We start from the raw sequence: 23,519 nt of genomic DNA, 5'->3' as shown, positions 1-23,519 counted from the left end.
TGGTTGCGCAGCTGCGAGTGGCTGACGATTCCGAGCGACACCATGACTCGCCGCCGTTGACCAGGCTCGCGAAGCGTCGGCCGAGGGAGAAGCGACGTCGTCCCATAAAGATCAAGGCCGCCTAGCTGAGAAGCTAGGCGGCCTTGATGCTGCTGGTGCGCCGCGTAGGACTTGAACCTACAACCCGCGGATTAAGAGTCCGCTGCTCTGCCAGTTGAGCTAGCGGCGCTCGTTGGCAACGGAGAAACATTAGCACCCACCCCGGCGAACCCGGAAATCCACCCCCCTCCCTAAAGATCTCAGCCTCGGGGAGGACTCGATCTCTTGCATCCATGAGGCAGGATGGCCCCGCAAACTTCAGATCGGCCTCAGGGATGGTCAGCATGCGGCGCACGCTGGTGGCGTTGATGGCGACGGCAGTGATCACGCCGCTCGCGTTGTCGGCGTGTGGTGATGGGGACAAAGGCGACAAGCCACACGCCTGGGTCGACCCGTCCGCCTCTTCGACGGCTAAGGGCGGTGAAACCCAGCAGCCCGTCACCGAGTCGGCCACCGTGCCGATCAGCCTGGCTGTGACGCCGGCCTCCGGGAAGGCCGGCGTTCCGGTCAGCACCGAGATCGGGTTCAAGGTCGCCGGGGCGAAGGTGACGACCGTCGCACTGAAGGATTCGGCCGGCGCCGCCGTCAAGGGCACCCTGCGCCCCGACGGCTCCTCCTGGGTGCCGAGCGCGCCTCTCAAGACCAAGCAGACGTACGCGGCGACCGTCACCGCCACGGCGGAGGGCGGCCAGACCAAGACCGCCACCACCACGTTCACCACGATGGGCGCCCCGGGCAAGAAGACCGGCACCGGCCTCTACCTCTTCGACGGCAAGACGTACGGCGTGGCCATGCCTGTCGTCGTCGAGTTCAGCCCGGGCATCAAGAAGGCCGACCGGGCCGCCGTCGAGCGGCGCCTGTTCGTCACCACCAGCCCGGCCCAGCCCGGTGTCTGGTCGTGGACCTCGAGCGGCACGCAGGCGTACTACCGGGGTCCGGAGTTCTGGAAGTCCGGCACCACGATCGCCGTCCGGGTCGCCGTGGGCGGGCTGCCGACCGGCGGTGGGCGGTACGGCGACCGGGACCGGAGCGCCACCGCCAAGATCGGCCGCGACTTTCAGATGAAGGTCGACAACGCGAGCAAGAAGATGACAGTGGTGCGCGACGGCAAGACGGTGAAGACGATGCCGGTGAGTCTCGGCAAGAAGAGCACTCCGTCGTCGAGCGGCACCATGGTCGTGATGGACAAGCTGGCCGAGACGGTGTTCGACACCACGGCCGAGCTCGGGCCGGTGAACGGCTACCGCACGGAGATCCAGTACGCGCAGCGCCTCACCTGGTCGGGGCAGTACATTCACTCCGCGCCGTGGTCGACCGGTGACCAGGGCAGCCGCAACGTGTCACACGGCTGCGTGAACGTGTCCCCCTCGAACGCGCGCTGGCTGTTCGAGAACACGCTGATCGGCGACCCGGTCACCGTGAAGGGCACCGAGGACAAGCTCGACTACGGCAACGGTTGGACGCCGTGGAACGTCAGCTGGGAAGAGTTCAAGAAAGGCTCTGCCCTGAAATAACCGAAATGTCCAAAACTAAATCCCGAGGCGGCACGATTCCGGGATTGGTCACCGGGAAAAAACAAAGCAGTATTGGGCGCCGGGGATGACGACGCCGTGAGAGGGACCATGAAGACCTGGGGTATGAAACGCTGGCGGCTCGCCGCGATCTCTGTGATCGCCGCGAGCGTGGTGCTGAGCTCCGCGGCTTGCGGCGGCGGTGACGACAAGAAGTCGTCGGCGTGGCAGGGTGCCGAGCCGGGCAGCAGCGCGGGTGCGCCCGCGGGTGGGTCCGAGCAGTCCGAGGCGCCGAAGCCGAGCACCGTCGCGGTGACCTCGCCGGCCGCCGACGCCAAGGACGTCGTCGCCATCAGCCCGATCAAGTACACGACCGAGGATGCCGACAGCACCGAGGTGAGTGTGACCGACGCCGCCGGCAAAAAGGTCGAGGGCACCCTCGACAAGGACGCCAAGACGTTCACTCCGGCCAAGGCGCTCACCTACGGCACGAAATACACCGTCACGGTGACCGGCCCCGAGGCCGAGGGCAAGACCAACACCACCACGAGCACCTTCACCACCATGGCGAAGCCCTCGAAGGTGATCCGCGCGACGAGCTTCCTCGGCGACAACCAGACCGTCGGCGTCGGCATGCCCCTGATCATCAAGTTCAACCAGAGCATCCCCGAGAGCTACCGCGACGACGTCGAGCGCCGCATGACGGTCACCGCCACCCCGGCCCAGGAGGGCACGTGGCACTGGACCAGCGCGACCGAGGTGCATTACCGGCCGAAGGTCTACTGGAAGGCCAACTCCAAGGTCTTCTACAAGGTGGCGCTGGCCGGCGTCCCGCTGGGCAACGGCTACTACGGCAAGTCCGACATGACCGTCGACCTCAAGATCGGCCGTTCGCTGGTCATGACGGTGTCGAACAAGACCAAGCAGATGACCGTCAAGGAGAACGGCAAGGTCATCAAGACTCTGCCGGTCAGCCTGGGCAAGCCGAAGACCCCGTCCTCGAGCGGCACGATGGTCGTCATCGAGAAGAAGAAGCACACCGTCTTCGACACGATGGACGAGCTCGGTCCCGAGGAGGGCTACCGCACGCCGATCGACTTCGCCCAGCGCATCACCTGGTCGGGGCAGTACATCCACGCCGCCCCGTGGTCCGAGGGCAAGCAGGGCAAGGTCAACGTCTCGCACGGCTGCGTGAACGTCTCCGAGGCCATGGGCGCCTGGCTGTTCAACAAGACCCTCATGGGCGACGTGATCACGGTCTCCGGCACCGAGGAGAAGCTGAAGAACGGCAACGGCTGGACCGACTGGAACATGAGCTGGGAAGAGTACAAGAAGGGCTCGTACCTGTAAGGGCAGCGTCGCAAGGGCTCGGCCGTCTTCGGCCGGGCCTTTTTGCGTTTGTACGCCGGTAAGCACCCCTAGCCTGGAGGAATGCGACAAATCGCGTATGTCCTCGTGGTGACCGCCCTGCTCACGGCGGCCGGGTGCTCGGGGGAGGAGGAGCGGGCGCCGGTCGTCCCGACGGCCGCCACCATGCAGTCGAGCGCCGCCGCGGAGATCGCCGACGACCCGCCCGGCAGCCTGACGTGCACCGCGCTGGCAGTGGCGGTGGCCGACGCCAGCCTGATGGAGGAGGGCGTCGTGGCCGGCATCGTCAGCGCGAGCGAGACCGCGGACGCCCCGGTGGCTGACGCGGCCCGGGCGCTGGCCGCGGCGTACACCCAAGCAAGCGCGAGTAAAGGCACGGAGAGTGAGCCCGACGCGGTCGCCGCGGTCAGCGCGGCCGCCGCCGACATGTCGCAGGTATGTGCGGATAGTGGGCTCCAGGCGGTCGGATGACCACCCAGAGTGCCATCGATGATCGTAAAAGCGGACAAAGAACCCGGCTCTGAGCTGCGGAATCAGACGTTCGGACAGTGCCTTCCGGCTGTTTCGCCATGTGTAGCGAGAAGGTGACGCTCTCGGGTTTCGCGATCACCGGGAGGCGTGCATGATGCTCTCCCGGAGCGGGGTACTCAGAAGGGAACCGCGATGGCGCAGATCCATCATTTCGACCACGGGTGGATCACCCCGACGGTCAGTTACGTCCTGTCGGTGCTGGGCTCGATGCTGGGTCTCACATGCGCTGTCCGGCTACGTTCGGCAACCGCGCGCGGTGAGCGCGCCTGGTGGCTGGTGCTCGCCTCGCTGTCGCTGGGCGGCACGGCGATCTGGAGCATGCACTTCGTCGCGATGATGGGGTTCAGCGTCAGCGGCACCCCGATCCGCTACGACGTCGGCCTCACCGCCGCCAGCGCCATCATCGCGGTCGTCGCGGTTGGTGCCGGCCTCGCGATCGCCGCGCTCGGCAAGGGCGCCCAGAACTTCCGGATCATCGCGGGTGGCGTCATCGCCGGTCTCGGCGTGGCCGCGATGCACTACACCGGCATGGCCGCGATGAACCTCAACGGCGACGTCTCGTACGGCATGACGTACGTCGGCCTGTCGATCGGCATCGCGGTCGTGGCCGCCGCGGTGGCGCTGTTCCTGGCGGTCACGGTCCGCCGCCCGCTCGTCATCTTCGCCGCCGCGCTCGTCATGGGCATCGCGGTCAACGGCATGCACTTCACCGGCATGCTCGCGATGTCGGTCGAGACGCAGCCGTCCGCCGGTAACCTGCCCGGCGCGACCGCCGGCGGCATGCTGGTGCCGATCGGCCTGGCCGTGGTGTTCGGCATCATCGGCCTGGCCTACGCGCTCATGTCGGCGCCCACCGAGGAGGACAAGGCGGCCGCCGCCTACCTGGCCCAGCGCCGCGAGGAGGCCGCCGCCCGTGTGCCACAGCAGCCGAGCAGCCTGGAGCGGGCCGGTGGCCTGAGCTCGGGCGCCTGGACGTACCGGGACCGCTCGTCCCGCTGACCCGTTTCTCAGCTGCCCTTTCAGAGAAGCCGGCGCCCTCGCGCCGGCTTTTTCTGTGCCCTTTGTCTCCCGGCAACTACTTGCCGTTCCGTCGCAGTTACGCACGCCGATCGCCTTCGTCTGCGAGGGTCAGGCCTTCCTGGGCGATTCGCATCACGCAGAGTAATGATTGACGCTACGGTACGGGCTCATCGGCGCCACGCTTTCCCGCCGTCGGCCGGGTGACCGGCCGTACCGGGAACCCCGCTTGTCGATCTTGGCCCTTTGTTACAACCGAACGCGGTTAGCCTCTTTCCTCGACGGCGACTCGAAGGTAGGGCGACATGGGCGTAGGCATCCTGGGGACCGGCTCGTATCTGCCGGTCGAGGTGGTCACCAACGACGACCTGGTACGACGGGTGCCGGACGCCGACCCGGCCTGGGTCAGTCGCAAAACCATGATCGAGGCACGCCGTTTCGCGGCACCGGACGAGGCCGCCTCCGACCTCGCGGCGCAGGCCGCGATCAAGGCCCTGGAGGCCTCCGGACTGGAGGCCGTGGACATCGACTACCTGATCGTCTCCACGTCCACCGGTGACTCTCCGCAACCTCCGACGTCCACGCTCGTCCAGGAGAAGATCGGCGCCGACCGGGCCGCCTGCTTCGACATCAACGTGGTGTGCGCCGGCTTCGTCTTCGGGGTCGCCCTGGCCAACAGCCTGATCGCCACCCAGCCCGGCGCCAAGGTGCTGGTCATCGCGACGGACATCTACTCGCGCATCCTCGACTTCGGCGACCGGCGCACGGCCGTGCTCTTCGGCGACGGGGCCGGCGCCGCCGTGATGGGAGCGGTCCCCGAGGGGTACGGCCTGATCGACCTCGAGCTGGTGTCGCGCGGCGAGGCGAACGAGCTGATCCACGTGCCGGCCGGCGGCAGCCGCCTGCCCGCGTCGGCCGAGACGGTGGCCAACGGCGACCACTACTTCAAGATGAACGGCCGGGGCGTGCGCGAGTTCGTCGGCCTCGGCGTCCCGCCGGCGTTCGAAGCCCTGCTCAAACGGGCCGGCGTGGACGTCAGCGAGGTCGACCACTTCGTACCGCACCAGGCGAACGGCGTCATGCTGGCCGAACTCGTCGAGGCGACCGGCCTGACCTCGGCCACCACCCACCTGACGCTGGACCGCTACGGCAACGTGGGCAGCGCCTCGGTGCCGGTGACGCTCGACGACGCGGCCCGCAAGGGCGCCCTGAAGGACGGCGACGTCGTCCTGATGGCCGGCTTCGGCGGCGGCATGTCGGTCGGCGCCTGCCTGCTGCGCTGGAAGGCGCCTACTTCGGCTGGATGAGCCACTCCCAGGCCCGCTTGAGCGTGCTGCGCAGCCCTTCGTCGGCCACCGCCGCGGACGGGTCCTCGCTCGGCTCGGGCAGCTCGGCGGCCGGCACCGCGATGATCACGCCGTGCTCGAAGAGCCCGTCGACCTGCGCCGCCGGCGCGAACCGGTGCCCGTGGCCGGTGTCGATGACCAGCCCGTGAAAGAGGTCCTGCTGCTCGTCGGCGAGCACATGCTCGACGGTGCCGGCCTTCGTACCCGACCGGTCGTAGACGGCCGTGCCGTCCTTGAGCACGAGATAGGCGACGGGCGCACCGAGATCCTCGGGTGCTTGGTTTTCGGTCATGAGCCCCCGATACCCGGGGGCGCGAGCCGTTAAGCCTGGGCGGCCGGCGGCAGGCTGGCCACCTCACGGTAGAACCGGTTGATCAGCTGCACGGTGCTCTCGAAGTCATCGAGACCGAACGGCTTGGTGACGTACGCGTTGGCCCGATGCTGATAGCTGGCCACGATGTCGGGCGCGGCCCCCGAGGTGGTCAGAATCACGACCGGAATCGCCTTGAGCACATCATCGCTCTTGATGGCCGCGAGCGTCTCCCGCCCGTCCATCCGCGGCATGTTCAAATCGAGAAGAATCAGATCGGGCCGCTGCGCTTGCTCGTATGGACTTTGCCGGCGCAGATAGTCGAGCGCTTCCCGTCCATCGGCCACCCGGTCGACGGACGCGCTGGTATCCGCCGTCTCCAACGCCTCAGAAATCATGAGAGCGTCGGCATCATCGTCGTCCACGACGAGGATCTGCAGACTGCGCACGGAAGCCCCTTTGTTTGCCGTTCCGCAAGCATAGGGGTACCCGCCCCGTCCAACTACCGCCGGGCGACTGAAATCCTACTCACTCAGTTCCCTTCACGGCCCCCTCTCCCGCCCTGCTCCTCTCATCGCCGGCATCCGCTCGCTCTTCCCCACCAGCGGCCGTTTTCACTTTGGCCGCGGCCGCCCGCGCCGTGGCTTTCACCACCGCCGCAGCCGCCTGCGCCTTCGCCTCAACCTTCTCCGCCGCCGCGTGCGCTCCAGCCTCGACCTTTTGCTTGGCCGCCTGCGCCCCAGCCCCCACCTTCTCTGCGGCCGCGTGGGCGCCGGCTTCGACTTTCACCTTGGCCGTGTGGGCACCGGCCTCAAGCTTCTCGGCCGCCACTTGGGCGCCGGCTTCGACTTTCACTTTGGCCGCGTGGGCACCCGCCTCAAGCTTCTCGGCCGCCACCTGCGTTCCAGTCTTGACCTTCGCCGCGACGGCCGGCGCCACCCGGTCCGAGGCCCCGCCTTCGTCAGGACCGACATCGGATCCGAACCCCACGCTGCCTTCTACGTCCGCCGCAGGAGTGCCACCCGTCTCCACCACAGTCCGCCGCGAGGAACGACGCTTCCCCGCCGCGGCACTCGCCCTTCCGGCGGTCACGCCTGGCGCCTCACCGCGTGCGGTCGTCGCTTCACCGTCCGCGGCCCCCGGCGTAACTGTGCCGCTGGTCGCTACTGGCGTCTCGGCCGTGGCCGTCGCGGTGCTGTTGCCAGCCGTCACAGCCTCCCCGCCCTCAGCAACCCGAGCCGCCCGCCCACCGGCAGACGCTTTGTTCCCTGGCGTCTCAGCGCCATCCTCTCCGACAATGTCGCTGTCGGCCGCCGGCGTAGCCCCAACCGGCACGTCTTCACCAGGCCCGATCCCAGCCCCCGCCGGCGCCGCATCTTCATGCCCCGTCGCCCCAGCCCTCGGCACCGCTCCATTTGTTGGCTTCACTCCCACGAGCGGCGTCGATTCGGCCTCCGGCTGCGCCTCGGCGGCCGGCTTCGCTCCCACGGCCGGCTTCGCTCCCACGGCCGGCTTAATGTCAGCGGCCGGCTTAACCTCAGCGGCCGGCTTGACCTCAGCGGCCGGCCTAACCTCGGCGGTCGGTTTCGCTTCGGCGGCCGGCGTCGTTGCGGGCGCCGGCTTTGGTCCGGCGGTTGGCTTCGTTTCCATGGCCGGCGTTTCCTCGGCCGTTGGTGTCGCCTCCGCTCCTGGAGCCAGGCCGCCCTTCTCCGGCGACGTCTCAGCTTTGGAACTCCTCCTGGACGGCCTCACCCTGTTCGGCGAGTCCGCCGTCGGCGCCGTCTTCTTGGGCCCACTCGCCGATGACCGCGAGTCGTTCGCCAGAGGTTTCGCCGCCTTCTTGGGGCCATTCATCGATGACGTACGCGCCTTGGCGGATTCGCTTGGCGCCGGCAACGCGGTCTTTTTCGGATCGCTTCCCGAAGACGTCGCGCTCTTCGAGGCGTCCACCGACGGCGGTGTTGTCAGCTTCTTGCCGCCACCTTCCGCCGCCGGCGGCCTCTTGGAAGTCCCAGCCATCGGTGGCTTCGACTTCTCGGCGGTCCTGGACGTTGTTGGCGCTGGCGGTTCGATGGCGCCAGACGCTGGTAGCGCTGGCGGTTCGGTGGCGCCGGATGTGGGTGCGGCTGGCGGTTCGGTGGCGCCGGACGTGGGTGGGGCTGGCGTTTCGCCAGCGTCGGGCATAGGCGACGCTGCGAGTTCGACCTTGTCGGACGCTGGTTGCGCTGGCGGTTCGGTAGCGCTGGGCGCCGGCAGTGCTGGCGGTTCGGTAATGCTGGATGCGGGGGATGCTGCTGCTTCTGCCCTCGAGGGCGATGCCTTGGCCGGGCCGGCTGACCTCTTCGCATCAGCTTTCGGCGGTACGGAAGCCTTCAGCGCACGAGGTTCGATGGCGGCCGGCGTCGTTGGTGGGCCCGGCTCCTCCGGTTCCTCCGCGAACCACTGCCGGACCTGGGCCGGGGACACGTCGAAGCCGGTGGCGCGGGCGCCCGCCCAGTTCACGCCGACCAGCATGCCGTCGCGTTCCATGCGGTCGAGCCAGCCGGACAGCCACTCCTCGACCTCGACCGACACCACCTCGAAGCCCTGGTAGGCCGGCACCTGACCCACCACGCGGCTGGCCCGCGTCGACTTCGACCAGAAGGGAACCGTTCGCCTCCCGTCGGCTCCCGCCGGCGCGGGTAACCCTTCGGCGTCCCGGATCGAGAAGACGCGGCCCTCCCGAGCCGCCTCCCGACGAAACGCCGCCCGGTGGGCTCCGCTGAGCGACATCGGTGGCTCTCCCTCCTTCGTGTACGCCTCCATCGTGTCGCATCGGGCACTTTCGAGAGGGTTCGACCCACTATTTAGACCTTAGGGGGATTTAACGGGTGTCCCGCTGGCCACTCTTACCGCCCAACCTCACATCGCCCCGTCAAGCAACGCCGCCACCTCCGGCGTCGCCCAGACTGTCCCGCGTCCGCATCACCTCGCGCGGCGTCTTAGGTTCACGCCCCTAAGGACGGTCATGGTCGCGCCGCTTCGGACCCTCTTGCGGTTTCACCGCCCCGGACCGGCACGGTCGCGCCGCTCCGCACGGTCACGGTCGCGCCGCTCCGCACGGTCACGGTCGCGCCGCTTCGAACGGTCACGGTCGCGCCGCTTCGAACGGTCACAGTCGCGCCGCTCAGTACTGTCACGGTCGTGCCGCTCGGCACTGTTACGGTCGTGCCGCTTCGGATGGTCACGGACGTGCCGCTCCCGACCGTCTTACGGTCGCGCTGCTTCTGATCGTCTTCAGGGCGCGCCGCCTCGGCCTGCCTTAAGGGCGCACCGCCTCGGCCAGGCTTGCGGTTACACCGCGTTCGGCGGCTAGTGGCGGGCTCGCCGCCTCGAACCGTGTCACGGTCGCCATGCGTCGGCTCTGGGTGGTGGGCGCGCTGCCTCGATCTGTCTTGCGGTCGCGCCGCGTAGGGCTGCGGGCTGCCCGGCGCGGCACATTGGCCTGCCGCGCGGTCGCGCCGCCACGCGCGGGGTTCGCGGGCCTGCCGCCCCTGACTGTCCCCGAGGCCACCCGGCGTTTGGCGGCGGTTGCGGACGCGACGCCCAGGTCGCCCGGCGTTTGGCGGCGGTTGCAGACGCGACGCCCAGGTCGCCCGGCGTTTGGCGGCGGTTGCGGACGCGACGCCTAGGTCGCCCGGCGTTTGGCGGCGGTTGCGGACGCGACGCCTAGGTCGCCCGGCGTTTGGCGGCGGTTGCGGACGCGACGCCGAGGTCACCGGGCGTCTGGCGGCGGTTGCGGACGCGACGCCCGATGACGGGCGGCGTCTTCGGAGACGCGCCGACCCCGCCGCTGGGTGCTGATCATGAGGTCTGGTCGGTCAGGGGTTGGGTGGCCGCTGGCTCGGTGACCGGCAAAGAATGCAAACGTGCTGCTGAAGAGGGGTTTTCTATTGCTATATGGCCATATTGAATTCGCGTGACGGGGGCGGTGGGAGATCGTCTTTTCGGCTGATCTTGACTAAACATTTTGTACAAGAAAGAGGAATTTGTACCGAAACGCGGGCTAAACGCGGCGCGGACTCCGGTGAGGGCAATAGTGTCCGGTTTGTCGGTTGTACGTGGGCCGGAACTCATCAGTCACTGGAGGATGTAATGAACAACAGTCGGCGCATCGGAGCGCTCGTCGCTATGGCCGGTGCGGCTGTCAGCGTGGCCACGGTGACGGTGGCGGCGCCCGCGGTCGCCGCCGAGCGGGGGCCGCAGCCGGTCACCACTTGGCTGCGGGCGGTTCGGGCTGACACCGACACCGAGGTCAAGGTCTACTGGCGGACCGACCGGCGGATCTGTGACGCCGAGGTCCGGGTCAGTGCCCGCGACGTCGACGTGGACTACCCGGGGCGGAGCCGGTACGCCACGTTCTCGCGCGGCGACAGCCTGCGGCCGGGTCGTTCGGACTACGTCGAGTTCGACGTCAACCCGGACTTCGACCGGGCCGGTATCGCCCGCCTGCGGACCGTCATCTCGTACGACGACTGCGGCCGGCGTGCCCGGACCCAGGTCCGTACGTTCACGCTGATCCTGCCCGTGCTGCGCAACGACCGCCCGGGCCGCCCCGGCGACCACAACGGCGGCTGGCCGGGCAACAACAACGGCCGTCCGGGAGACAACAACGGCCGTCCGGGAGACAACAACGGTCGTCCGGGAGACAACAACGGTCGCCCTGGTGACAACAACGGCCGCCCCGGCGACCACGACGGCGGCTGGCCGGGCAACAACAACGGCCGTCCGGGAGACAACAACGGTCGTCCGGGAGACAACAACGGCCGCCCTGGTGACAACCACGGTCGCCCGGGAGACAACAACGGCCGCCCGAGCCGCCCGAGCGCAACCCCCACCGCCAGCCCGACGGTGACCGCCAGCCCGACGGCGACGGCGACGGCGACCGCAACGGCCACCGCGACGGCCACGGCGACCCCCACCGCCACCGCGACGGCGAGCGCCACTCCCACCGCCACCGGCGGGACGCAGGGCACCCGCGGCCCCTGGCACCGCGACCGCTGAACCGGAAGTGATCCGCGCTCCCGGCCCGCCAGAGCCGGGAGCGCGCCCGAAAGATAGCGGCGCGCACCGCAACGCGCCGGAACATAGAAGCGCCCGACCGAACGCCCACCCAATACGGCGCAAGCCGAACATAGAAGCGCCCGACCGGATCTCCCTGACCGGCCGGGCGCCGCTTTTTCTAGGCCTCCACCCGGCGTACCGACATGATCTGACCCGCCGGGTCGGTGATGACCAGCTCCAGCGCGCGGGAGATCAGGTTCGGGTCGAACGTCGAAGCGTGGAACGTCGCCTCCAGGTGGAGCACGCCGTTCATCTCGCTTGTCGTCAGCGTGACGCCCTCGGGGCTGTTCAGCGTCGGCACGCTCAGGTTGACCCGCCATTCGGGGCCGACCGACCACGGCAGGTCGCCGAGCAGGTCGTGGCGGCCCTGGTTGCTGAAGGTCAGCCGCGGCCTCGGCGGGATCGGCAGTTCCGCCGGGTACGGGTCGGGCATGCCGGGCGCGCCGTCCAGCGCGATCTTGCCTTCGCGCAGCATCATCATCGTCAGGATGCGGCCCGTGGCCAGCTCGTGCTTGATCGTGGTGTGCACCGACAGCGGGTCCATCATGTCGGGCGGTGACAGGTAGGGCCCCATGCAGAAGTTGCTGTCGATCCGGACGTCTTTGTCCAGGTAGCGCCGGCCGTCGGCCAGGAACGTGGCGCCGCTCGTGTCCGGTTGCAGGCCCAGGTTGTACAGCGCCGCCGTGAACGCCGCGAACGTGATCGCCGACGTGGTGACGCCGGGCGCGTACTCGTCGCGCCACTTGCGCATCTCTTTCAGCGCGGTCGCCGAGCGGGCGGTGCGGACCGCCAGGTTCGGCTGCCACTTGCGCATCCGGGTCTCTTCCGGCTCGGGCGGGCGGGCGAAGCTGATGCCCTCCTTCCACCGGGTCGGCTTGGTGCCGAACTGCTTCCACCAGGCTTTCGGCAGCGCCATCCGGTTGCGCTCGAGTGGCGGGATCACTGCCGCCCGGCCCTGGCTGGCCGCGAGGACGAGTTCGTGGACCAGGGAGTTGACCGGGCCGGCGTCGCCGTACGCGTGCGAGACCTTGATGGCCACGTAGCCGGCGCCGACGAGGATCCGGATCGGGTGTACGCCGCGCGGTTCGGACTGAAGTTTGCGGGTCATGCCGTCCATGTCGAGCGACCAGTCGCCGGAGTCCTGGACCGCGCGGTGCACGAACTGGGCGAACTCGGCGCCGTCCATGTGTTCCCATCGGGCGCCGATGCGGTCGAGCTTGGAGACGGCGCGGTGCTTGGGGTCGGCCGCGTGCAGGCCGATCAGCGCCTTGCGCATGCCGTCGACGGTCACGCCGTACACCGGGCCGATTGTCCGGATGTACTCCAGCGGCAGCCAGGCACGTTCGTGCAGCGTCATGGTCGTGGTGTTCGCGGTGTCGCCGCCGCGCCGCCCGGTGGCGAAGACCGTCCGGAGCACGACGGGGGCGACGCAGAGGGCCTCGATCCACAGCACCACGGCGAACCAGGCGACCAGGTCGGTGAGGCCGCCGTGCGAGCCGCCGTACCAGGCCGCGGCCAGCTCGGCCGCGCCGGCGAAGAGCGCGAAGACACCGGCGCGGCGCACCCTGTTGTGCACCCGGGAGATCGCCAGGAAGAAGTGCAGGAAGACGAAGGGGATGTACGTCAGGGCGAGGATCCGCAGCGCGTCGCCGGCCGCGTCCGCGTACGAGGCGCCGAAGACCGACATGATCGGATTGGCCAGGAGCACGACCAGCAGGGAACCGGGCAGGCCGACGCCGACGCAGATGAGCAGGCCGACGCGGACCTTGGATCGCAGCGCCCTGCGGTCGCCGCTGGCCACGGCGAAAAGGGTCAGCGCGACGCTGCCGGGGATCATCGCCAGCATCGACAGGACCATGAACGCGGTGTAGAACGACGCGTTCGCCGAGGCCGACAGCACCGCCGTGACCAGCAGCGGCATGGCCGCGCGGGGCAGGTAGCTGGCCAGGTTGAGCAGGTTGTGGTCGAAGGTCGAGCGGCCGCGGCCCTTCAGCAGGGACAGCCTCGGGCGCGGGGAGTCGATCAGCCCGCGGCGGCGCAGCGTCACACCGAGGATCGCGGTGGACGCGACGATGCCGGCGACCCAGGTGAGCAGCAGTTCGTTACCGGTGACGGTGATCGGCGCGACGGCCAGGCCGGCCAGCAGGACCAGCTTGATCACCGCGAACCAGGCGTTGCGCGTGAGCTGCAGGGGGCCCTTGAGCAGGCCGACCAGCGCCTCGTCGAGAACCAGGGTGATCGCGTTGACGGCTATGCCGACGACGAGCAGCACCGTGCCGGCCTGGCCGCCGAGCGCTTCCTTGAGGCCGGGGATCCAGAGCTGCGCGACCGCGACGTACGCGATGCCGCCGACCGTGGCGGCGGCGCCCGCGACCAGCAGGCACGTGGAGATCAGCTCCCATTTGGGCCCGCGCAGCTGCGACAGCTCGGAGATGAGCATGGTGCCCATGCCGAACATGCCGATGGTGCCGATCAGGGTCAGCGCGGACACCGCGGCCGAGGCCTGGCCGACCGCCTCGGGCGACGCGGCGCGCGCGGCCACCCACCAGAAGACGAAACCGAGCAGCGAGGTGATGGCCGTGGTGGCGATCAGCGAGCCGGCGTTCAGGAAAAGGTCGACGTGCCCCTTGAGGGCAGTCAGGACGCCACTGCGGCGCTTGGCCGGCTTTGGCGGTGTCGCGCCTTGCGGCGCGATGACCTGTGTCGCGGTCACACAGCCTCCCCACACTACGACTGTTCGAAGGTAGTGATCAGCCGGTGGGGACGACCAGGGGTGACTGGTCCGATTTTTCCTTACTGTCCGGAGTAGACGCGTACCCTTTCGGGTGATCTGTTACAGCCAGCCCGCGCGTTTGAAGCGCCAGTAGAGACCGCCACAGGCCAGCACGATGAGCGCGATGGTCACCGAGAAGCCGTACGGCGAGTTCAGTCCGGGCATGTTCGCGAAGTTCATCCCGTAAATCCCGGCGCCCACTGTCGGTACGGCCGCGATGGCCGCCCACGCCGCGATCATCCGCATGTCGTCGTTCTGCGCCATGGTCACCTGGGTCAGCCGGGCCTGCAACACGGAGTCGATCAGGTTGTCGAAGCCGTTGATTCGGTCCACGGCCCGGGCCAGCCGGCCCCGCACGTCGACGAAGTAGGGCTGCAACGCGGACGGCGGCGTGATCAGCGCGAGCGGGTCCGCCAGCGGCAGCACCGCCCGCTTGAGCTCGACCATCTCGCGCTTGAGCTGGTAGAAGTGCGCCACCTCGGCCGAGCGGCGAGCCTCGAAGGTCTCCTCCTCGAGCCGTTCCAGGTCGCGTTCGACGTCGGCCGACACCGAAAGGTAGTCGTCGACCATCCGCCCGGCGATCGCGTAGGCCACCGACCACGGCCCATGCCGCAGCAGGGCCGGGCGTTTCTCCATTTCCTTGCGTACGCCCCAGAGCGCACCCGCCGCGCCATGGCGCACCGTGATCACGAAGGCCGGGCCGATCAGCAGCGTAATGTCCCCGGTGTCGACCACCTCCGAGGTCGCGGTCAGCTGGTCGTGTTCGACGTACCGGGCGGTGCGCAGCACCAGCCGGGTCACCTCGCCGATCACCTCGACACCCGGCCGGTGGCCGCCGTCGACCGCCTGCTCGACGACCAGCTCGTGCAACCCGAACGCCTGGGCGACCTCCCGCATCGTGGCCCGGTCCGGCTCGTGCAGCCCGAGCCAGAGGAACCCGCCGCGCGGGATCCGGGCGTTGCCGTAGTGCACCGTGCCCGGTTTGCGGGCCCCGGCGGCGTAGACGGCGCAATCGACGACGGCGTCCGGATTGCGGCGGCGCTGCTCGGGCACGTGCGGGCGGGGGTGGAGCCCCTCGATCAACCGCCCCAGGGCCCTCGGAATGATCTCCGCGACCGGTTTGCCCCCGTGCCGCCGCCATCGGAACATCAGCCGACTTTAGTCGGAGCGCCGCATGGCCCGTACGCCCACCACAAGGCCGATCGCGGCGACGGCCGTGGCCGCGATCACGCCGCCGAGGACGCTCGGCGCCCAGATGTCGCCTCGCCGTTGAACAGCGAGCGCTCGCCCCGCACCACGTAACTGAGCGGGTTGCCGGCCGCGTCGTCGGCGATGATCCGGCCGTGGTCGATCACGATGACCCGCTCGGCCATCGAGTCGGCCTCGTCGAGGTAGTGGTGGTGAGCACGATCGTCGTCTCGTGCTCGGCCCGCAGGGCGCGGATGTGCTCCTGGAGGTTGGCCCGGTTCTGCGGGTCGAGACCGGTCGACGGCTCGTCGAGGAAGAGCAGCCCGGGGGGAGTTGACGCGATGTCGAGCCGGCGCCGCTGGCCACCGGAGAGGGTGGAGACCCGCCGGTCGGTCACCTCGGCCAGGCCCAGTGACTCGACCAGCTCGGCCGCCCGCTGCCGGGCGTCGCGCACGGTCATCCCGTACGCCCGGCCCTGGCTGATCAGCTCGTCGCGCCCGCGCTGGCTGTGCCCGGCGCCGTTGCCCTGGCCTGTATATCCGATCCGGAGCCGCACGTCGCGCTGGCGGCGGACGACATCGAAGCCGGCCACCGTGGCCGTGCCGGCGGTCGGCGGGATTAGCGTGGTAAGCATCCGCAGGGTCGTGGACTTGCCGCGCCGTTCCGGCCACTTCCTGACCTCAATCCGGGGCAGTCTGTATCCATGGCGAACACGAGCGGGCGAATGCTGCGGCTGCTGTCGCTGCTGCAGACGCATCGGTACTGGCCGGGCGCCGAGCTGGCGGACCGGCTCGAGGTCAGCCCCCGGACCCTGCGCCGCGACGTCGACCGGCTCCGCGACCTGGGCTATCCGGTCGACGCCGCGCGGGGTGTGGCCGGCGGCTACCAGTTGCAGGCGGGCGCGGCCGTGCCGCCGCTGCTGCTCGACGACGACGAGGCCGTCGCCATCGCGGTCGGCTTGCGGACGGCGGCGGCCGGAGCCGTGACCGGGTTCGAGGAGACCTCGGTGCGGGCGCTGGCCAAGGTGATCCAGCTCCTGCCGCCGCGGCTGCGCCGGCGCATCGACGCGCTGCGGGCCGTCACCGCGCCCGGGCCCCTGGGCGGCGGTCCGGCGCTGGACGCGACGGTCCTCACCACGCTGGCGCTGGCCTGCCGAGGCGAGGAACGCCTCCGCTTCGACTACAGCCCCCGCGAGGGCGAACCGGCTCCCCGGCACGCCGAGCCGCACCGGCTGGTGCCGCTCGGCCGCCGCTGGTACCTGATCGCGTGGGATCTCGAGCGGGGGGACTGGCGCAGCTTCCGGGTCGACCGCCTGTCGTCGCCCACCATGACCGGCGCCCGTTTCCGCCCGCGCGAGATCCCGGGTGGGGATCCGGCGGAGTGGCTGCGGTCCCAGATGAAGGCCATTCCCACCCGCTACGAGGTGTCGGTCGTCATCGACGCGCCGGCCGAGCGGGTCCGCTCGACGGTGTGGAATTACGGCACCGTCGAGGAGCTCTCGCCCGGCTGCCGTCTGCGCATGAACGTGGACGACCTGGGCTGGCCGGTGATGGTCCTCGGAGTGCTGGGTGCGGCGTTCACCGTCGAGTCCCCTCCCGAGCTGCGCGACCACCTCCGCCGTACGGGCGAAGTGTTGATCGCAAGCTCTGGTGTGGACGGATCGGCGCCCCCGTGGCGCCGATCCGCGTGAAGGAAGCTATCGGGGACCACCGACAATTTCCGGCCGCTTATAAGGCGATCCTTATATCAACTTCGGCTTACTTCTTTCGTACGGAGTCGGCGACGGCCACGACCTGCGCGGACGTGAACTGGAGCGTGGTCATGAGCCGTACCGCCGACCCGTCCGGAAGCGGAACCTGAACCAGCCAAAACTCCTTCGCCCGTACGAGCGGCACTCGGTTCCCGTGAACGGTCACCGTCGTGGCGCTCACGAAGCCGTCGACCTGCTCGCTGAGATCCGATTCAATGCCCTTGATCGGGGAGACGCTCAGGCTCTGGCCCGGGTCGTCCGGGTTGACGTAGGTGACGATCGCCCCGTTCTCCTTGAACCCGCTCAGCTGCCAGCCGTCCGGCACCAGCCCGACGGTGTACCGCAAGTCGACGGGTTGCGGCTTGTCGAGAAGGCGGGCGGCCAGGTCGCGGACCACCTGCTCGGATCCGTACCGGTTCACCCCCGTGATCCGGACCCACTGTCCCGGCCTGTGCTCCCAGTCCAGCGAGACTGTCGTCGCGCCCGCGGTCATCACCGTGATCCGGGCCGGTCGTCCGTCCACGGTGGTCTCGCGGCGTCCGCTGACCATCGAACCGGGTTCGGCCTCGGTGCTGCTCACGTAGACGTCGCTACCGTCGTCGGCCGGATACACGGCGATGACGGGCCGGCCCGGATCGGCGGTGAATCTCGCCTTGCCCAGCCCGGGAAGTGTCCACGGGAACGACGGCCCGCTCGAGGCGACCAGCTTGATCGCCTTCGGGGCGGCGCGGGTGGCCGGCGGTGTGGAAGCCGCCACGGAGGTGGGCGGTGGCGGTGTGGCCGGAGCCGTCAGCACCGCGACCACGACCGTCGCCGCGGCGGCCAGCCCGAGCCCGGCCGCGCCCACCAGCGGCCACTTCCGCCGGGCCCGGCCGCTCGGGCCCGGCCGGGTCATCTCCTCGTGCAGCCGGGCCCGCGCCGCGGTCCGGGCCGCCGGCGAGATCGGCGGCGCGTCCGGCCCGTACGTCCGAAGCAGTTCGATGTCGTTCACTTCGCCAGCACCTCGCGTGTCAACCGGCGCGCCCTGTTGATCCGGGACCGCACCGTGCCCAGGGGAATGTCCAGAGTGGCCGCGATCTCGGCGTACGAAAGCTCGGCCCAGGCCAGCAGCAGCAGCGCGTCGCGGTCACCCGGTTTGAGCCGCGCCAGGGCCGCGGCCAGGCCCGACCGGGCCGCCTGGGCGTCGACCCGGTCGGCCGCCTCGTCGGCCAGCGAGTGCGCCTGGGCGTCGTGCGTGGCCGCCCGGGCCAGAGCCCGGTACCTTCTCTCCTCCTGCCGTAGGTGCCGGTGCAGGACGTTCGTCGCGATGCCGAAAAGCCAGGGCCGCACGTCGAGGTGCCGCGGCTGGTACGAGGCCCGCTTCCGAAAGGCGATCAGGAAGGTCTCGGCCAGCAGATCGTCGGCCGGTGGCCCGATCCGCCGGGCCAGGTAGTGGTGCACGGCCGTCGCGTGCCGGTCGAAGAGCGGCGCGAACCGTTCCGGCTCGCGCACCGACGCGCCGATCAGATCGGCGTCGGCGACTGCCTCGTCGAGATGGGTCACACCAGTTCATGCCCTTTGCCGGGGATCGGGTTCACGAAAATGTCGGTGGGTCGGTGCATCATCTTCTCCATGACGACGCTCGGTGCGATCTACCTGCCGCAACACCCGCCGGAGGCCCTGCGCGAGGTGGCCGTCGCCGCCGACCGGGCCGGCCTGGACGAGCTGTGGTTGTGGGAGGACTGCTTCCTCAGCGGTGGCGTCTCGGCCTCCGCCGCCGCCCTGGCCTGGACGGAACGGCTGCGTGTCGGCATCGGCATCATGCCGGTCCCGTTCCGCAATGTCGCCGCCACCGCGATGGAGATCGCCACCCTGAGCCGGATGTTCGGCGACCGCGTCCTGCCCGGCGTCGGCCACGGCGTTCAGGACTGGATGGGCCAGGTGGGTGCCCGCGCGGCGTCGCCCCTCACGCTCTTGCGGGAGTACGCGACCGCGCTGCGCTCGCTGCTGCACGGTGAGGAGGTCACGGTCTCGGGGCGCTATGTCCGGCTCGACGCCGTACGCCTCGACTGGCCCCCGGCCGCGATCCCGGATCTGTACGTGGCCGCAACCGGCCCCAAGACCCTCGCGCTGGCCGGCGAGGTCGGCGACGCCATCGTTCTCTCGGGCGGCACGTCCCCGGCCGACGTGGCCACGGCGCGCGAGCTGAGCGGCTCCGAAAACCTGGTCGTCTTCGTGCCGGCGCTGCCCGGTGATTCCGCCGGCCGTCTGGCCGCCGCACGGGAGAAATACGGTCACACGTTCGCCGGTCTCTCGGGCCGCCCGGCCGAGATCGCCGAGGGCGTGCAGTCGTTCGCGGCCGCCGGCGCCACCAAGGTCATCCTCCAGCCGCTCGACGAGGACGACCCGGTGGCTTATGTCCGTTGGGTCGCCGAGGAGGTGCGCCCTCTGGTGGGCTAGCGTCGGGGTGATCAAGGGAGGCTCGGCGTGACGCGGTACGTGGCGATCGGTGACAGTTTCACCGAGGGGCTCGGTGACGGGCTGCCGGATGGATCCGAGCGCGGCTGGGCCGACCTGGTCGCCTCCGGGCTGGCCGCGAGCGAGGGCAAGCCGGTGCAGTACGCGAACTTCGCCATCCGCGGGCGGCTGCTCGGGCCGATCGTCACCGAGCAGCTCGACGCCGCGCTGGCCCTGTCGCCGCCGCCCACGCTGCTGTCGCTCAACGGCGGCGGCAACGACATGATGCGCCCCGGCGGCGACATGAACCAGCTGGCCGCGATGACCGAGCGGGCCATCCAGCGCTGCCTCGAGGCCGGCGTGCGGGTGGTGCTGCTCAGCGGGGCCGACCCGTCCGACCGGCTGCCGTTCGGTTCGACGATGCGCCGCCGCGCCGAGCTGCTGACGAACGCGGTCGCGAAGTTCATCGACCGCTACGACATCACCTTCGTCGACGTCTTCCACGACAAGGAGATCCGCCGCGCCGGATACTGGTCGGCCGACCGTCTGCACCTCAACGCCAACGGCCACCGCCGCGTGGCCAGCCTGGTCCTGGCCGCGCTCGGCCACCCCGCCGAGGCCCATGTGATCGACCCCGGGCCGGCCGCCCGCGGCGGCCTCCTGGCCGAGGCCCGCTACTACCGCGAGCACGTCCTGCCCTGGATCAACCGCCGCCTCCGCGGCCAGTCGTCCGGCGACAACCGCACCGGTAAGTACGTCGAGTGGACCGAGATCCAGCCCGCCTGATCACGGCAACGGCCGGCGCCGGATGTAGTCGTCGTGCCACTCGGCGCCGACCAGGAACCGCTTGACGCCGATCACGTCGAAGCCGTGCTTGGCGTAGAACTTCGCGGCCCGCTCGTTCCGCTGGTTGACGCCCAGCCAGCAGAACTCGGCCCCGGTCGCCGCCGCCTCGGCCAGAGTCGCCGTCATCAGCGCGGCGGCCGTGCCCGAGCCGTGCCGCTCGGCGAGCAGGTAGAACTTCGACAGCTCGATGCTGACCTTCGCGTCGACCACGGCGGCCACGTCGGCGTTCTCGATCGGCCCGCCGACCAGCATCGAGTAGCCGACGGGCTCGCCGTCGGACGCCACCAGCAGGACGATGCGATCGGGATCGGCCAGATAGCGCCGGAAGCTGTCGGCCGACAGGTTGGTGGCGACGAAGGCCTCGATGTCCTCCTGCTTGGTGCCGGGCGGACAGGCCAGCTTGAATGTCCGGTCGGCCAGGTCGTGCAGCAGTTCGGCGTCGCGGGCCTCGGCCCTACGGGTCGTGATCGACATGGAAAGACAGTTTAGAGTTTCTCGCGTGCGCGCTCCCATGATGAGACAACTCGGCGACGTCATTCCCCTACCCGTGTCCGTGCGTCCCGATCCGTCGGCCGATTTCCGGATCGCGCCGGATGTCGCGGTCGGTGCCGGCGACGGGGCCGCGGCCATCGCCGACGAGCTGGCCGCCCTTCTGCGGCGGGCCACCGGCTTCGACGTGCCCCGGGTGACCGGCGACGCCCCCGTCCGGCTCGCCCTCCACGAGGACGCCGGCAAATCGCCCGAGCACTACCGGCTCGACATCACCGCCGCCGGGGTCACGCTGCAGGCGCCCACCGCGCAGGGCCTGTTCGCCGGCCTTCAGACGTTCCGTCAGCTGCTCCCGGCCGAGACGGGGACCGGGCCGGCGGAGATCCCCGGTGGCCGGATCGAGGACGAGCCGCGTTTTCCCTACCGGGGCGCGATGCTCGACCTCGCCCGGCATTTCTACTCCCCGGCCGACGTGCGGTCCTACATCGACTCCATCGCGCAGTTCAAGATCAACCACCTGCATCTGCACCTCACCGACGACCAGGGCTGGCGCCTCGAGATCGCCGGTTGGCCGCTGCTGACCGAGGTCAGCGGCGGCGCGGGCACGGGCGTCGACGGCGCCGGGCCGGGCTTCCTGACGGCACAGGAGTACGTGGACCTGGTCGCGTACGCCGCGACGCGGTTCGTCACGATCGTGCCCGAGATCGACCTGCCCGGCCACGTCAACGCCGTCCAGGTCGCCTACCCGGAGCTGACCGCCGACGGCAAACCCGTCCCGCAGCGGGTCGACGCCGAGGTCGGCTACAGTTCGCTGCCCATCGGCAAGGAGATCACCTACACCTTCGTCGAGGACGTCATCCGTACGGTCGCCGAGCTCACCCCGGGCCCGTACCTGCACATCGGCGGCGACGAGGCCCTCTCCACCACGGCCGAGGACTACCGCACCTTCATGTCCCGGGTGCTGCCGCTGCCCGGCAAGTACGGCAAGCGTGCGATCGGCTGGCACGAGATGGCCGCCGTCGACCTGCCGCCGACCGCGATCCCGCAGTACTGGCGGATCGAGCCGGCCGACGACGGCGTGGCCCGCGCGGCCGCGGCCGGACACCAGGTGATCATGTCGCCGGCCGACCGCAGCTACCTGGACATGAAGTACGACGAGTCGAGCCCCCTGGGCCTCGACTGGGCCGGCCTGGTCGGCGTCGAGCGCTCGTACGACTGGGACCCGGCCGACCGGCTGCCCGGCGTGCCCGAGGAATCGCTGCTCGGCGTCGAGGCGCCGCTGTGGTCGGAGACCCTGCGCAGCCTGGCCGACGTGCAGTTCATGGCCTTCCCGCGGCTGCCCGCGATCGCCGAGATCGGCTGGACGCCGCGGGCCGCCCGCGACTGGCGGTCCCTGCGGCGCCGGCTGGCCGCCTTCGCCCCGCGCTGGGAGGCGCAGGGCGTGAACTTCCACCGGTCGGCCGAGATCGACTGGGTCTAGTTGATCACCAGGCGGGGCCCGCTGGCCGGGCGGGCCGGAACGCGGCTCAGGTCGATCTCCATCTTCTGCGGCGGCAGGTAGTAGTCCAGTTTGGCCAGTCGTTGCACCAGGGTGCCCAGCAGCGCGATCGTGATCTTCTCGCCGGGGCAGCGGTGGCCCGTCCGCGGGTCGCCGCCGCCCTGCGGGATCAACTCGAACTCGCCGACCGGGCGGCCGAGGAACCTCTCGGGCCGGAACTCGTACGGCTCGGGCCACACCCGGGGATCGTGGTGCTGTCCGTAGACGTCGAGCAGGACCAGCGCGCCTTTCGGGATCTCGGCTCGCTGGAACCGCAGGTCGCGGGTGGCCCGGGCGCCGAGGAAGGGCGCGAACGGGTAGAACCGCCGTACCTCGTGCACGAACGCCTTTATGTAGTCGTCGTCGCCGGCGCGCAGCCGGGCGCGGGTGCCCGGCCAGCGGTCGAGCGCGTGTGTGGCGAAAGCGACGAACCAGGCCACCGCGGTCGTCGGCCGGATGATGTTGATCAGTTCGACCGCCGCTGTCCTCGCGTCGAGCAGGTAGCCGTCCTCCAGATGGTGCGCCACCACCGACAACGGCTCCGGGGTGGGCTCCTCACGGCGTACGGCCTCAATGATCTGAGAGAACCGGCGCTCCTGCCGCCGCCGAGCCGACCGGGCCCGCGCGAAGCGCGGACCGGCCGACGCGAAACCGTCGACCATGGCGATCAGGTCCCGGGCCAGGGCGTTTCGGTCACCCTCTTCTTGCGGTACGCCCGTCCAGCGCGTCACCGCCTCGGCGAGCACCCGCGCGGACTCATCGAAGATCGAGATCTCACCCGAACCGCGCCAGCGGGCGGCCGCCTCGTCGAACACCTCGCCGGTCAGCTTGGCCAGATTCTCGATGCCGTCGGCGTTCATGAGCAGGGCGACGAACAGGGCCTTGCGCGCCCGGTGGGCCTCGCCGTCGAGCGTGTGCACGCCCTTGCCGAACAGGGTCGCGACGACGTTGGGCGGAAGGGCGTCGTGCCGTTCCAGATCACCGTCGTAGAAGAAACGGACGGCGTCGGGGCCGCTGATCGCCACCGCCCGCTGCCCGCCGACCCGCGTCTCGATCGGGCGGCCGTGCCACCGTCGCCGCAGATCCGGAAGCCAGGCGTACCCCTTGGCCGCGAAGGCGAGGGTCTGGTCGGGAAGAGCCATGGCGGTCCGTGTCCCCTCTCGTGACGGCGCGAAACCGCCGGCGAAAATCTTCCTTATTTTTCCTCCTGCCGGA

Annotated in this window: 21 protein-coding genes and 1 tRNA gene; 10 read left to right on the top strand and 12 right to left on the bottom strand. The window is 69.9% G+C overall.

Annotated elements, in window-relative coordinates; genetic code table 11:
- Positions 1 to 153: 153 nt before the first annotated feature.
- Positions 154 to 229 (bottom strand) — tRNA-Lys (locus AB0C26_RS09050).
- Positions 230 to 374: 145 nt separating this feature from the next.
- Here AB0C26_RS09050 and AB0C26_RS09045 point away from each other — a divergent pair.
- The 5 genes from AB0C26_RS09045 to AB0C26_RS09025 all read left to right on the top strand — a co-directional run bounded on the left by AB0C26_RS09045 (position 375) and on the right by AB0C26_RS09025 (position 5,833).
- Positions 375 to 1,613: an Ig-like domain-containing protein gene (locus AB0C26_RS09045; protein WP_360244096.1), complete on the top strand. Its 1,239-nt coding sequence runs from the start codon at positions 375 to 377 to the stop codon at positions 1,611 to 1,613.
- 108 nt (positions 1,614 to 1,721) lie between these two features.
- A complete protein-coding gene (locus AB0C26_RS09040; protein ID WP_360244093.1) occupies positions 1,722 to 2,960 on the top strand; it encodes an Ig-like domain-containing protein in 1,239 nt (412 codons plus the stop codon).
- An 81-nt stretch (positions 2,961 to 3,041) separates the two neighbouring features.
- On the top strand, positions 3,042 to 3,449 hold the full coding sequence (locus AB0C26_RS09035; protein ID WP_360244090.1) for a hypothetical protein: 408 nt from the start codon (positions 3,042 to 3,044) through the stop codon (positions 3,447 to 3,449).
- A 192-nt stretch (positions 3,450 to 3,641) separates the two neighbouring features.
- A complete protein-coding gene (locus tag AB0C26_RS09030) occupies positions 3,642 to 4,508 on the top strand; it encodes an MHYT domain-containing protein (protein ID WP_360244087.1) in 867 nt (288 codons plus the stop codon).
- A gap of 323 nt (positions 4,509 to 4,831) precedes the next feature.
- A complete protein-coding gene (locus AB0C26_RS09025) occupies positions 4,832 to 5,833 on the top strand; it encodes a ketoacyl-ACP synthase III (RefSeq protein WP_360244084.1) in 1,002 nt (333 codons plus the stop codon).
- On the opposite strand, the gene AB0C26_RS09020 is transcribed toward AB0C26_RS09025, so the two are convergent.
- The 3 genes from AB0C26_RS09020 to AB0C26_RS09010 all read right to left on the bottom strand — a co-directional run bounded on the left by AB0C26_RS09020 (position 5,817) and on the right by AB0C26_RS09010 (position 8,987).
- Entirely contained in the window at positions 5,817 to 6,164 is a 348-nt protein-coding gene (locus tag AB0C26_RS09020) for a PRC-barrel domain-containing protein (protein WP_360244081.1), read from the bottom strand. The two genes, AB0C26_RS09025 and AB0C26_RS09020, sit on opposite strands and share 17 nt — an antisense overlap.
- A 29-nt stretch (positions 6,165 to 6,193) precedes the next feature.
- Positions 6,194 to 6,631, bottom strand: a complete 438-nt coding sequence (locus tag AB0C26_RS09015; protein WP_360244078.1) for a response regulator — start codon at positions 6,629 to 6,631, stop codon at positions 6,194 to 6,196.
- A 79-nt stretch (positions 6,632 to 6,710) separates the two neighbouring features.
- A complete protein-coding gene (locus tag AB0C26_RS09010; protein WP_360244075.1) occupies positions 6,711 to 8,987 on the bottom strand; it encodes a DUF2750 domain-containing protein in 2,277 nt (758 codons plus the stop codon).
- Positions 8,988 to 10,316: 1,329 nt separating this feature from the next.
- Between AB0C26_RS09010 and AB0C26_RS09005 the strand changes: the two genes are divergently transcribed.
- A complete protein-coding gene (locus AB0C26_RS09005; protein ID WP_360244072.1) occupies positions 10,317 to 11,225 on the top strand; it encodes a hypothetical protein in 909 nt (302 codons plus the stop codon).
- Positions 11,226 to 11,403: 178 nt separating this feature from the next.
- Here the strand turns inward: AB0C26_RS09005 and AB0C26_RS09000 are convergent, their stop codons facing one another.
- From AB0C26_RS09000 to AB0C26_RS08985, 4 genes are all read right to left on the bottom strand, one after another.
- Positions 11,404 to 13,998: a lipopolysaccharide biosynthesis protein gene (locus AB0C26_RS09000; RefSeq protein WP_360244069.1), complete on the bottom strand. Its 2,595-nt coding sequence runs from the start codon at positions 13,996 to 13,998 to the stop codon at positions 11,404 to 11,406.
- 120 nt (positions 13,999 to 14,118) lie between these two features.
- Positions 14,119 to 15,207 carry a magnesium and cobalt transport protein CorA gene (locus AB0C26_RS08995; RefSeq protein WP_360244066.1) on the bottom strand — a complete coding sequence of 363 codons (1,089 nt, stop codon included), beginning with the start codon at positions 15,205 to 15,207 and terminating at the stop codon, positions 14,119 to 14,121.
- 77 nt (positions 15,208 to 15,284) lie between these two features.
- On the bottom strand, positions 15,285 to 15,431 hold the full coding sequence (locus tag AB0C26_RS08990) for a hypothetical protein (RefSeq protein WP_360244063.1): 147 nt from the start codon (positions 15,429 to 15,431) through the stop codon (positions 15,285 to 15,287).
- Positions 15,410 to 15,880, bottom strand: a complete 471-nt coding sequence (locus AB0C26_RS08985; protein ID WP_360244060.1) for an ATP-binding cassette domain-containing protein — start codon at positions 15,878 to 15,880, stop codon at positions 15,410 to 15,412. The genes AB0C26_RS08990 and AB0C26_RS08985 overlap by 22 nt, the downstream gene beginning before the upstream one ends.
- A gap of 69 nt (positions 15,881 to 15,949) precedes the next feature.
- On the opposite strand from AB0C26_RS08985, the gene AB0C26_RS08980 reads away from it, so the two are divergent.
- Entirely contained in the window at positions 15,950 to 16,936 is a 987-nt protein-coding gene (locus AB0C26_RS08980) for a YafY family protein (protein WP_360244057.1), read from the top strand.
- 67 nt (positions 16,937 to 17,003) lie between these two features.
- On the opposite strand, the gene AB0C26_RS08975 is transcribed toward AB0C26_RS08980, so the two are convergent.
- Together AB0C26_RS08975 and AB0C26_RS08970 are read right to left on the bottom strand one after the other, a co-directional pair.
- The gene (locus AB0C26_RS08975; RefSeq protein WP_360244054.1) at positions 17,004 to 17,987 is read right to left on the bottom strand and encodes a hypothetical protein; all 984 of its coding nucleotides are present in this window, start codon (positions 17,985 to 17,987) and stop codon (positions 17,004 to 17,006) included.
- Positions 17,984 to 18,502, bottom strand: coding sequence for an RNA polymerase sigma factor (locus AB0C26_RS08970; protein ID WP_360246492.1), 519 nt, complete (start codon positions 18,500 to 18,502; stop codon positions 17,984 to 17,986). The genes AB0C26_RS08975 and AB0C26_RS08970 overlap by 4 nt, the downstream gene beginning before the upstream one ends.
- Positions 18,503 to 18,607: 105 nt before the next feature.
- Between AB0C26_RS08970 and AB0C26_RS08965 the strand changes: the two genes are divergently transcribed.
- Both AB0C26_RS08965 and AB0C26_RS08960 read left to right on the top strand, forming a co-directional pair.
- Complete coding sequence (locus AB0C26_RS08965) at positions 18,608 to 19,435, top strand: LLM class flavin-dependent oxidoreductase (protein WP_360244051.1); 828 nt, start codon at positions 18,608 to 18,610, stop codon at positions 19,433 to 19,435.
- A 27-nt stretch (positions 19,436 to 19,462) separates the two neighbouring features.
- A complete protein-coding gene (locus AB0C26_RS08960) occupies positions 19,463 to 20,218 on the top strand; it encodes an SGNH/GDSL hydrolase family protein (protein ID WP_360244048.1) in 756 nt (251 codons plus the stop codon).
- On the opposite strand, the gene AB0C26_RS08955 is transcribed toward AB0C26_RS08960, so the two are convergent.
- Complete coding sequence (locus AB0C26_RS08955; RefSeq protein WP_360244045.1) at positions 20,219 to 20,752, bottom strand: GNAT family N-acetyltransferase; 534 nt, start codon at positions 20,750 to 20,752, stop codon at positions 20,219 to 20,221.
- Between the two features lie 25 nt (positions 20,753 to 20,777).
- On the opposite strand from AB0C26_RS08955, the gene AB0C26_RS08950 reads away from it, so the two are divergent.
- On the top strand, positions 20,778 to 22,247 hold the full coding sequence (locus AB0C26_RS08950; protein WP_360244042.1) for a family 20 glycosylhydrolase: 1,470 nt from the start codon (positions 20,778 to 20,780) through the stop codon (positions 22,245 to 22,247).
- Here the strand turns inward: AB0C26_RS08950 and AB0C26_RS08945 are convergent.
- Complete coding sequence (locus AB0C26_RS08945) at positions 22,244 to 23,446, bottom strand: cytochrome P450 (protein ID WP_360244039.1); 1,203 nt, start codon at positions 23,444 to 23,446, stop codon at positions 22,244 to 22,246. The genes AB0C26_RS08950 and AB0C26_RS08945 overlap by 4 nt on opposite strands.
- Positions 23,447 to 23,519 lie beyond the last annotated feature (73 nt).

The organism is Actinoplanes sp. NPDC048796 (assembly GCF_040650035.1).
In the GTDB taxonomy this organism is placed as follows: Bacteria; Actinomycetota; Actinomycetes; order Mycobacteriales; family Micromonosporaceae; genus Actinoplanes.
Note: the sequence above shows the minus strand (reverse complement) of the source record. Positions and strands in the feature narration are given on the sequence as shown.

Coding starts and splice junctions, on each gene's coding strand:
- AB0C26_RS09045 (WP_360244096.1), top strand. CDS start 375: ATGGTCAGCATGCGGCGCACGCTGGTGGCGTTGATGGCGACGGCAGTG.
- AB0C26_RS09040 (WP_360244093.1), top strand. CDS start 1,722: ATGAAGACCTGGGGTATGAAACGCTGGCGGCTCGCCGCGATCTCTGTG.
- AB0C26_RS09035 (WP_360244090.1), top strand. CDS start 3,042: ATGCGACAAATCGCGTATGTCCTCGTGGTGACCGCCCTGCTCACGGCG.
- AB0C26_RS09030 (WP_360244087.1), top strand. CDS start 3,642: ATGGCGCAGATCCATCATTTCGACCACGGGTGGATCACCCCGACGGTC.
- AB0C26_RS09025 (WP_360244084.1), top strand. CDS start 4,832: ATGGGCGTAGGCATCCTGGGGACCGGCTCGTATCTGCCGGTCGAGGTG.
- AB0C26_RS09020 (WP_360244081.1), bottom strand. CDS start 6,164: ATGACCGAAAACCAAGCACCCGAGGATCTCGGTGCGCCCGTCGCCTAT.
- AB0C26_RS09010 (WP_360244075.1), bottom strand. CDS start 8,987: ATGGAGGCGTACACGAAGGAGGGAGAGCCACCGATGTCGCTCAGCGGA.
- AB0C26_RS09005 (WP_360244072.1), top strand. CDS start 10,317: ATGAACAACAGTCGGCGCATCGGAGCGCTCGTCGCTATGGCCGGTGCG.
- AB0C26_RS08995 (WP_360244066.1), bottom strand. CDS start 15,207: ATGTTCCGATGGCGGCGGCACGGGGGCAAACCGGTCGCGGAGATCATT.
- AB0C26_RS08990 (WP_360244063.1), bottom strand. CDS start 15,431: ATGGCCGAGCGGGTCATCGTGATCGACCACGGCCGGATCATCGCCGAC.
- AB0C26_RS08985 (WP_360244060.1), bottom strand. CDS start 15,880: ATGCTTACCACGCTAATCCCGCCGACCGCCGGCACGGCCACGGTGGCC.
- AB0C26_RS08980 (WP_360244057.1), top strand. CDS start 15,950: ATGGCGAACACGAGCGGGCGAATGCTGCGGCTGCTGTCGCTGCTGCAG.
- AB0C26_RS08965 (WP_360244051.1), top strand. CDS start 18,608: ATGACGACGCTCGGTGCGATCTACCTGCCGCAACACCCGCCGGAGGCC.
- AB0C26_RS08955 (WP_360244045.1), bottom strand. CDS start 20,752: ATGTCGATCACGACCCGTAGGGCCGAGGCCCGCGACGCCGAACTGCTG.
- AB0C26_RS08945 (WP_360244039.1), bottom strand. CDS start 23,446: ATGGCTCTTCCCGACCAGACCCTCGCCTTCGCGGCCAAGGGGTACGCC.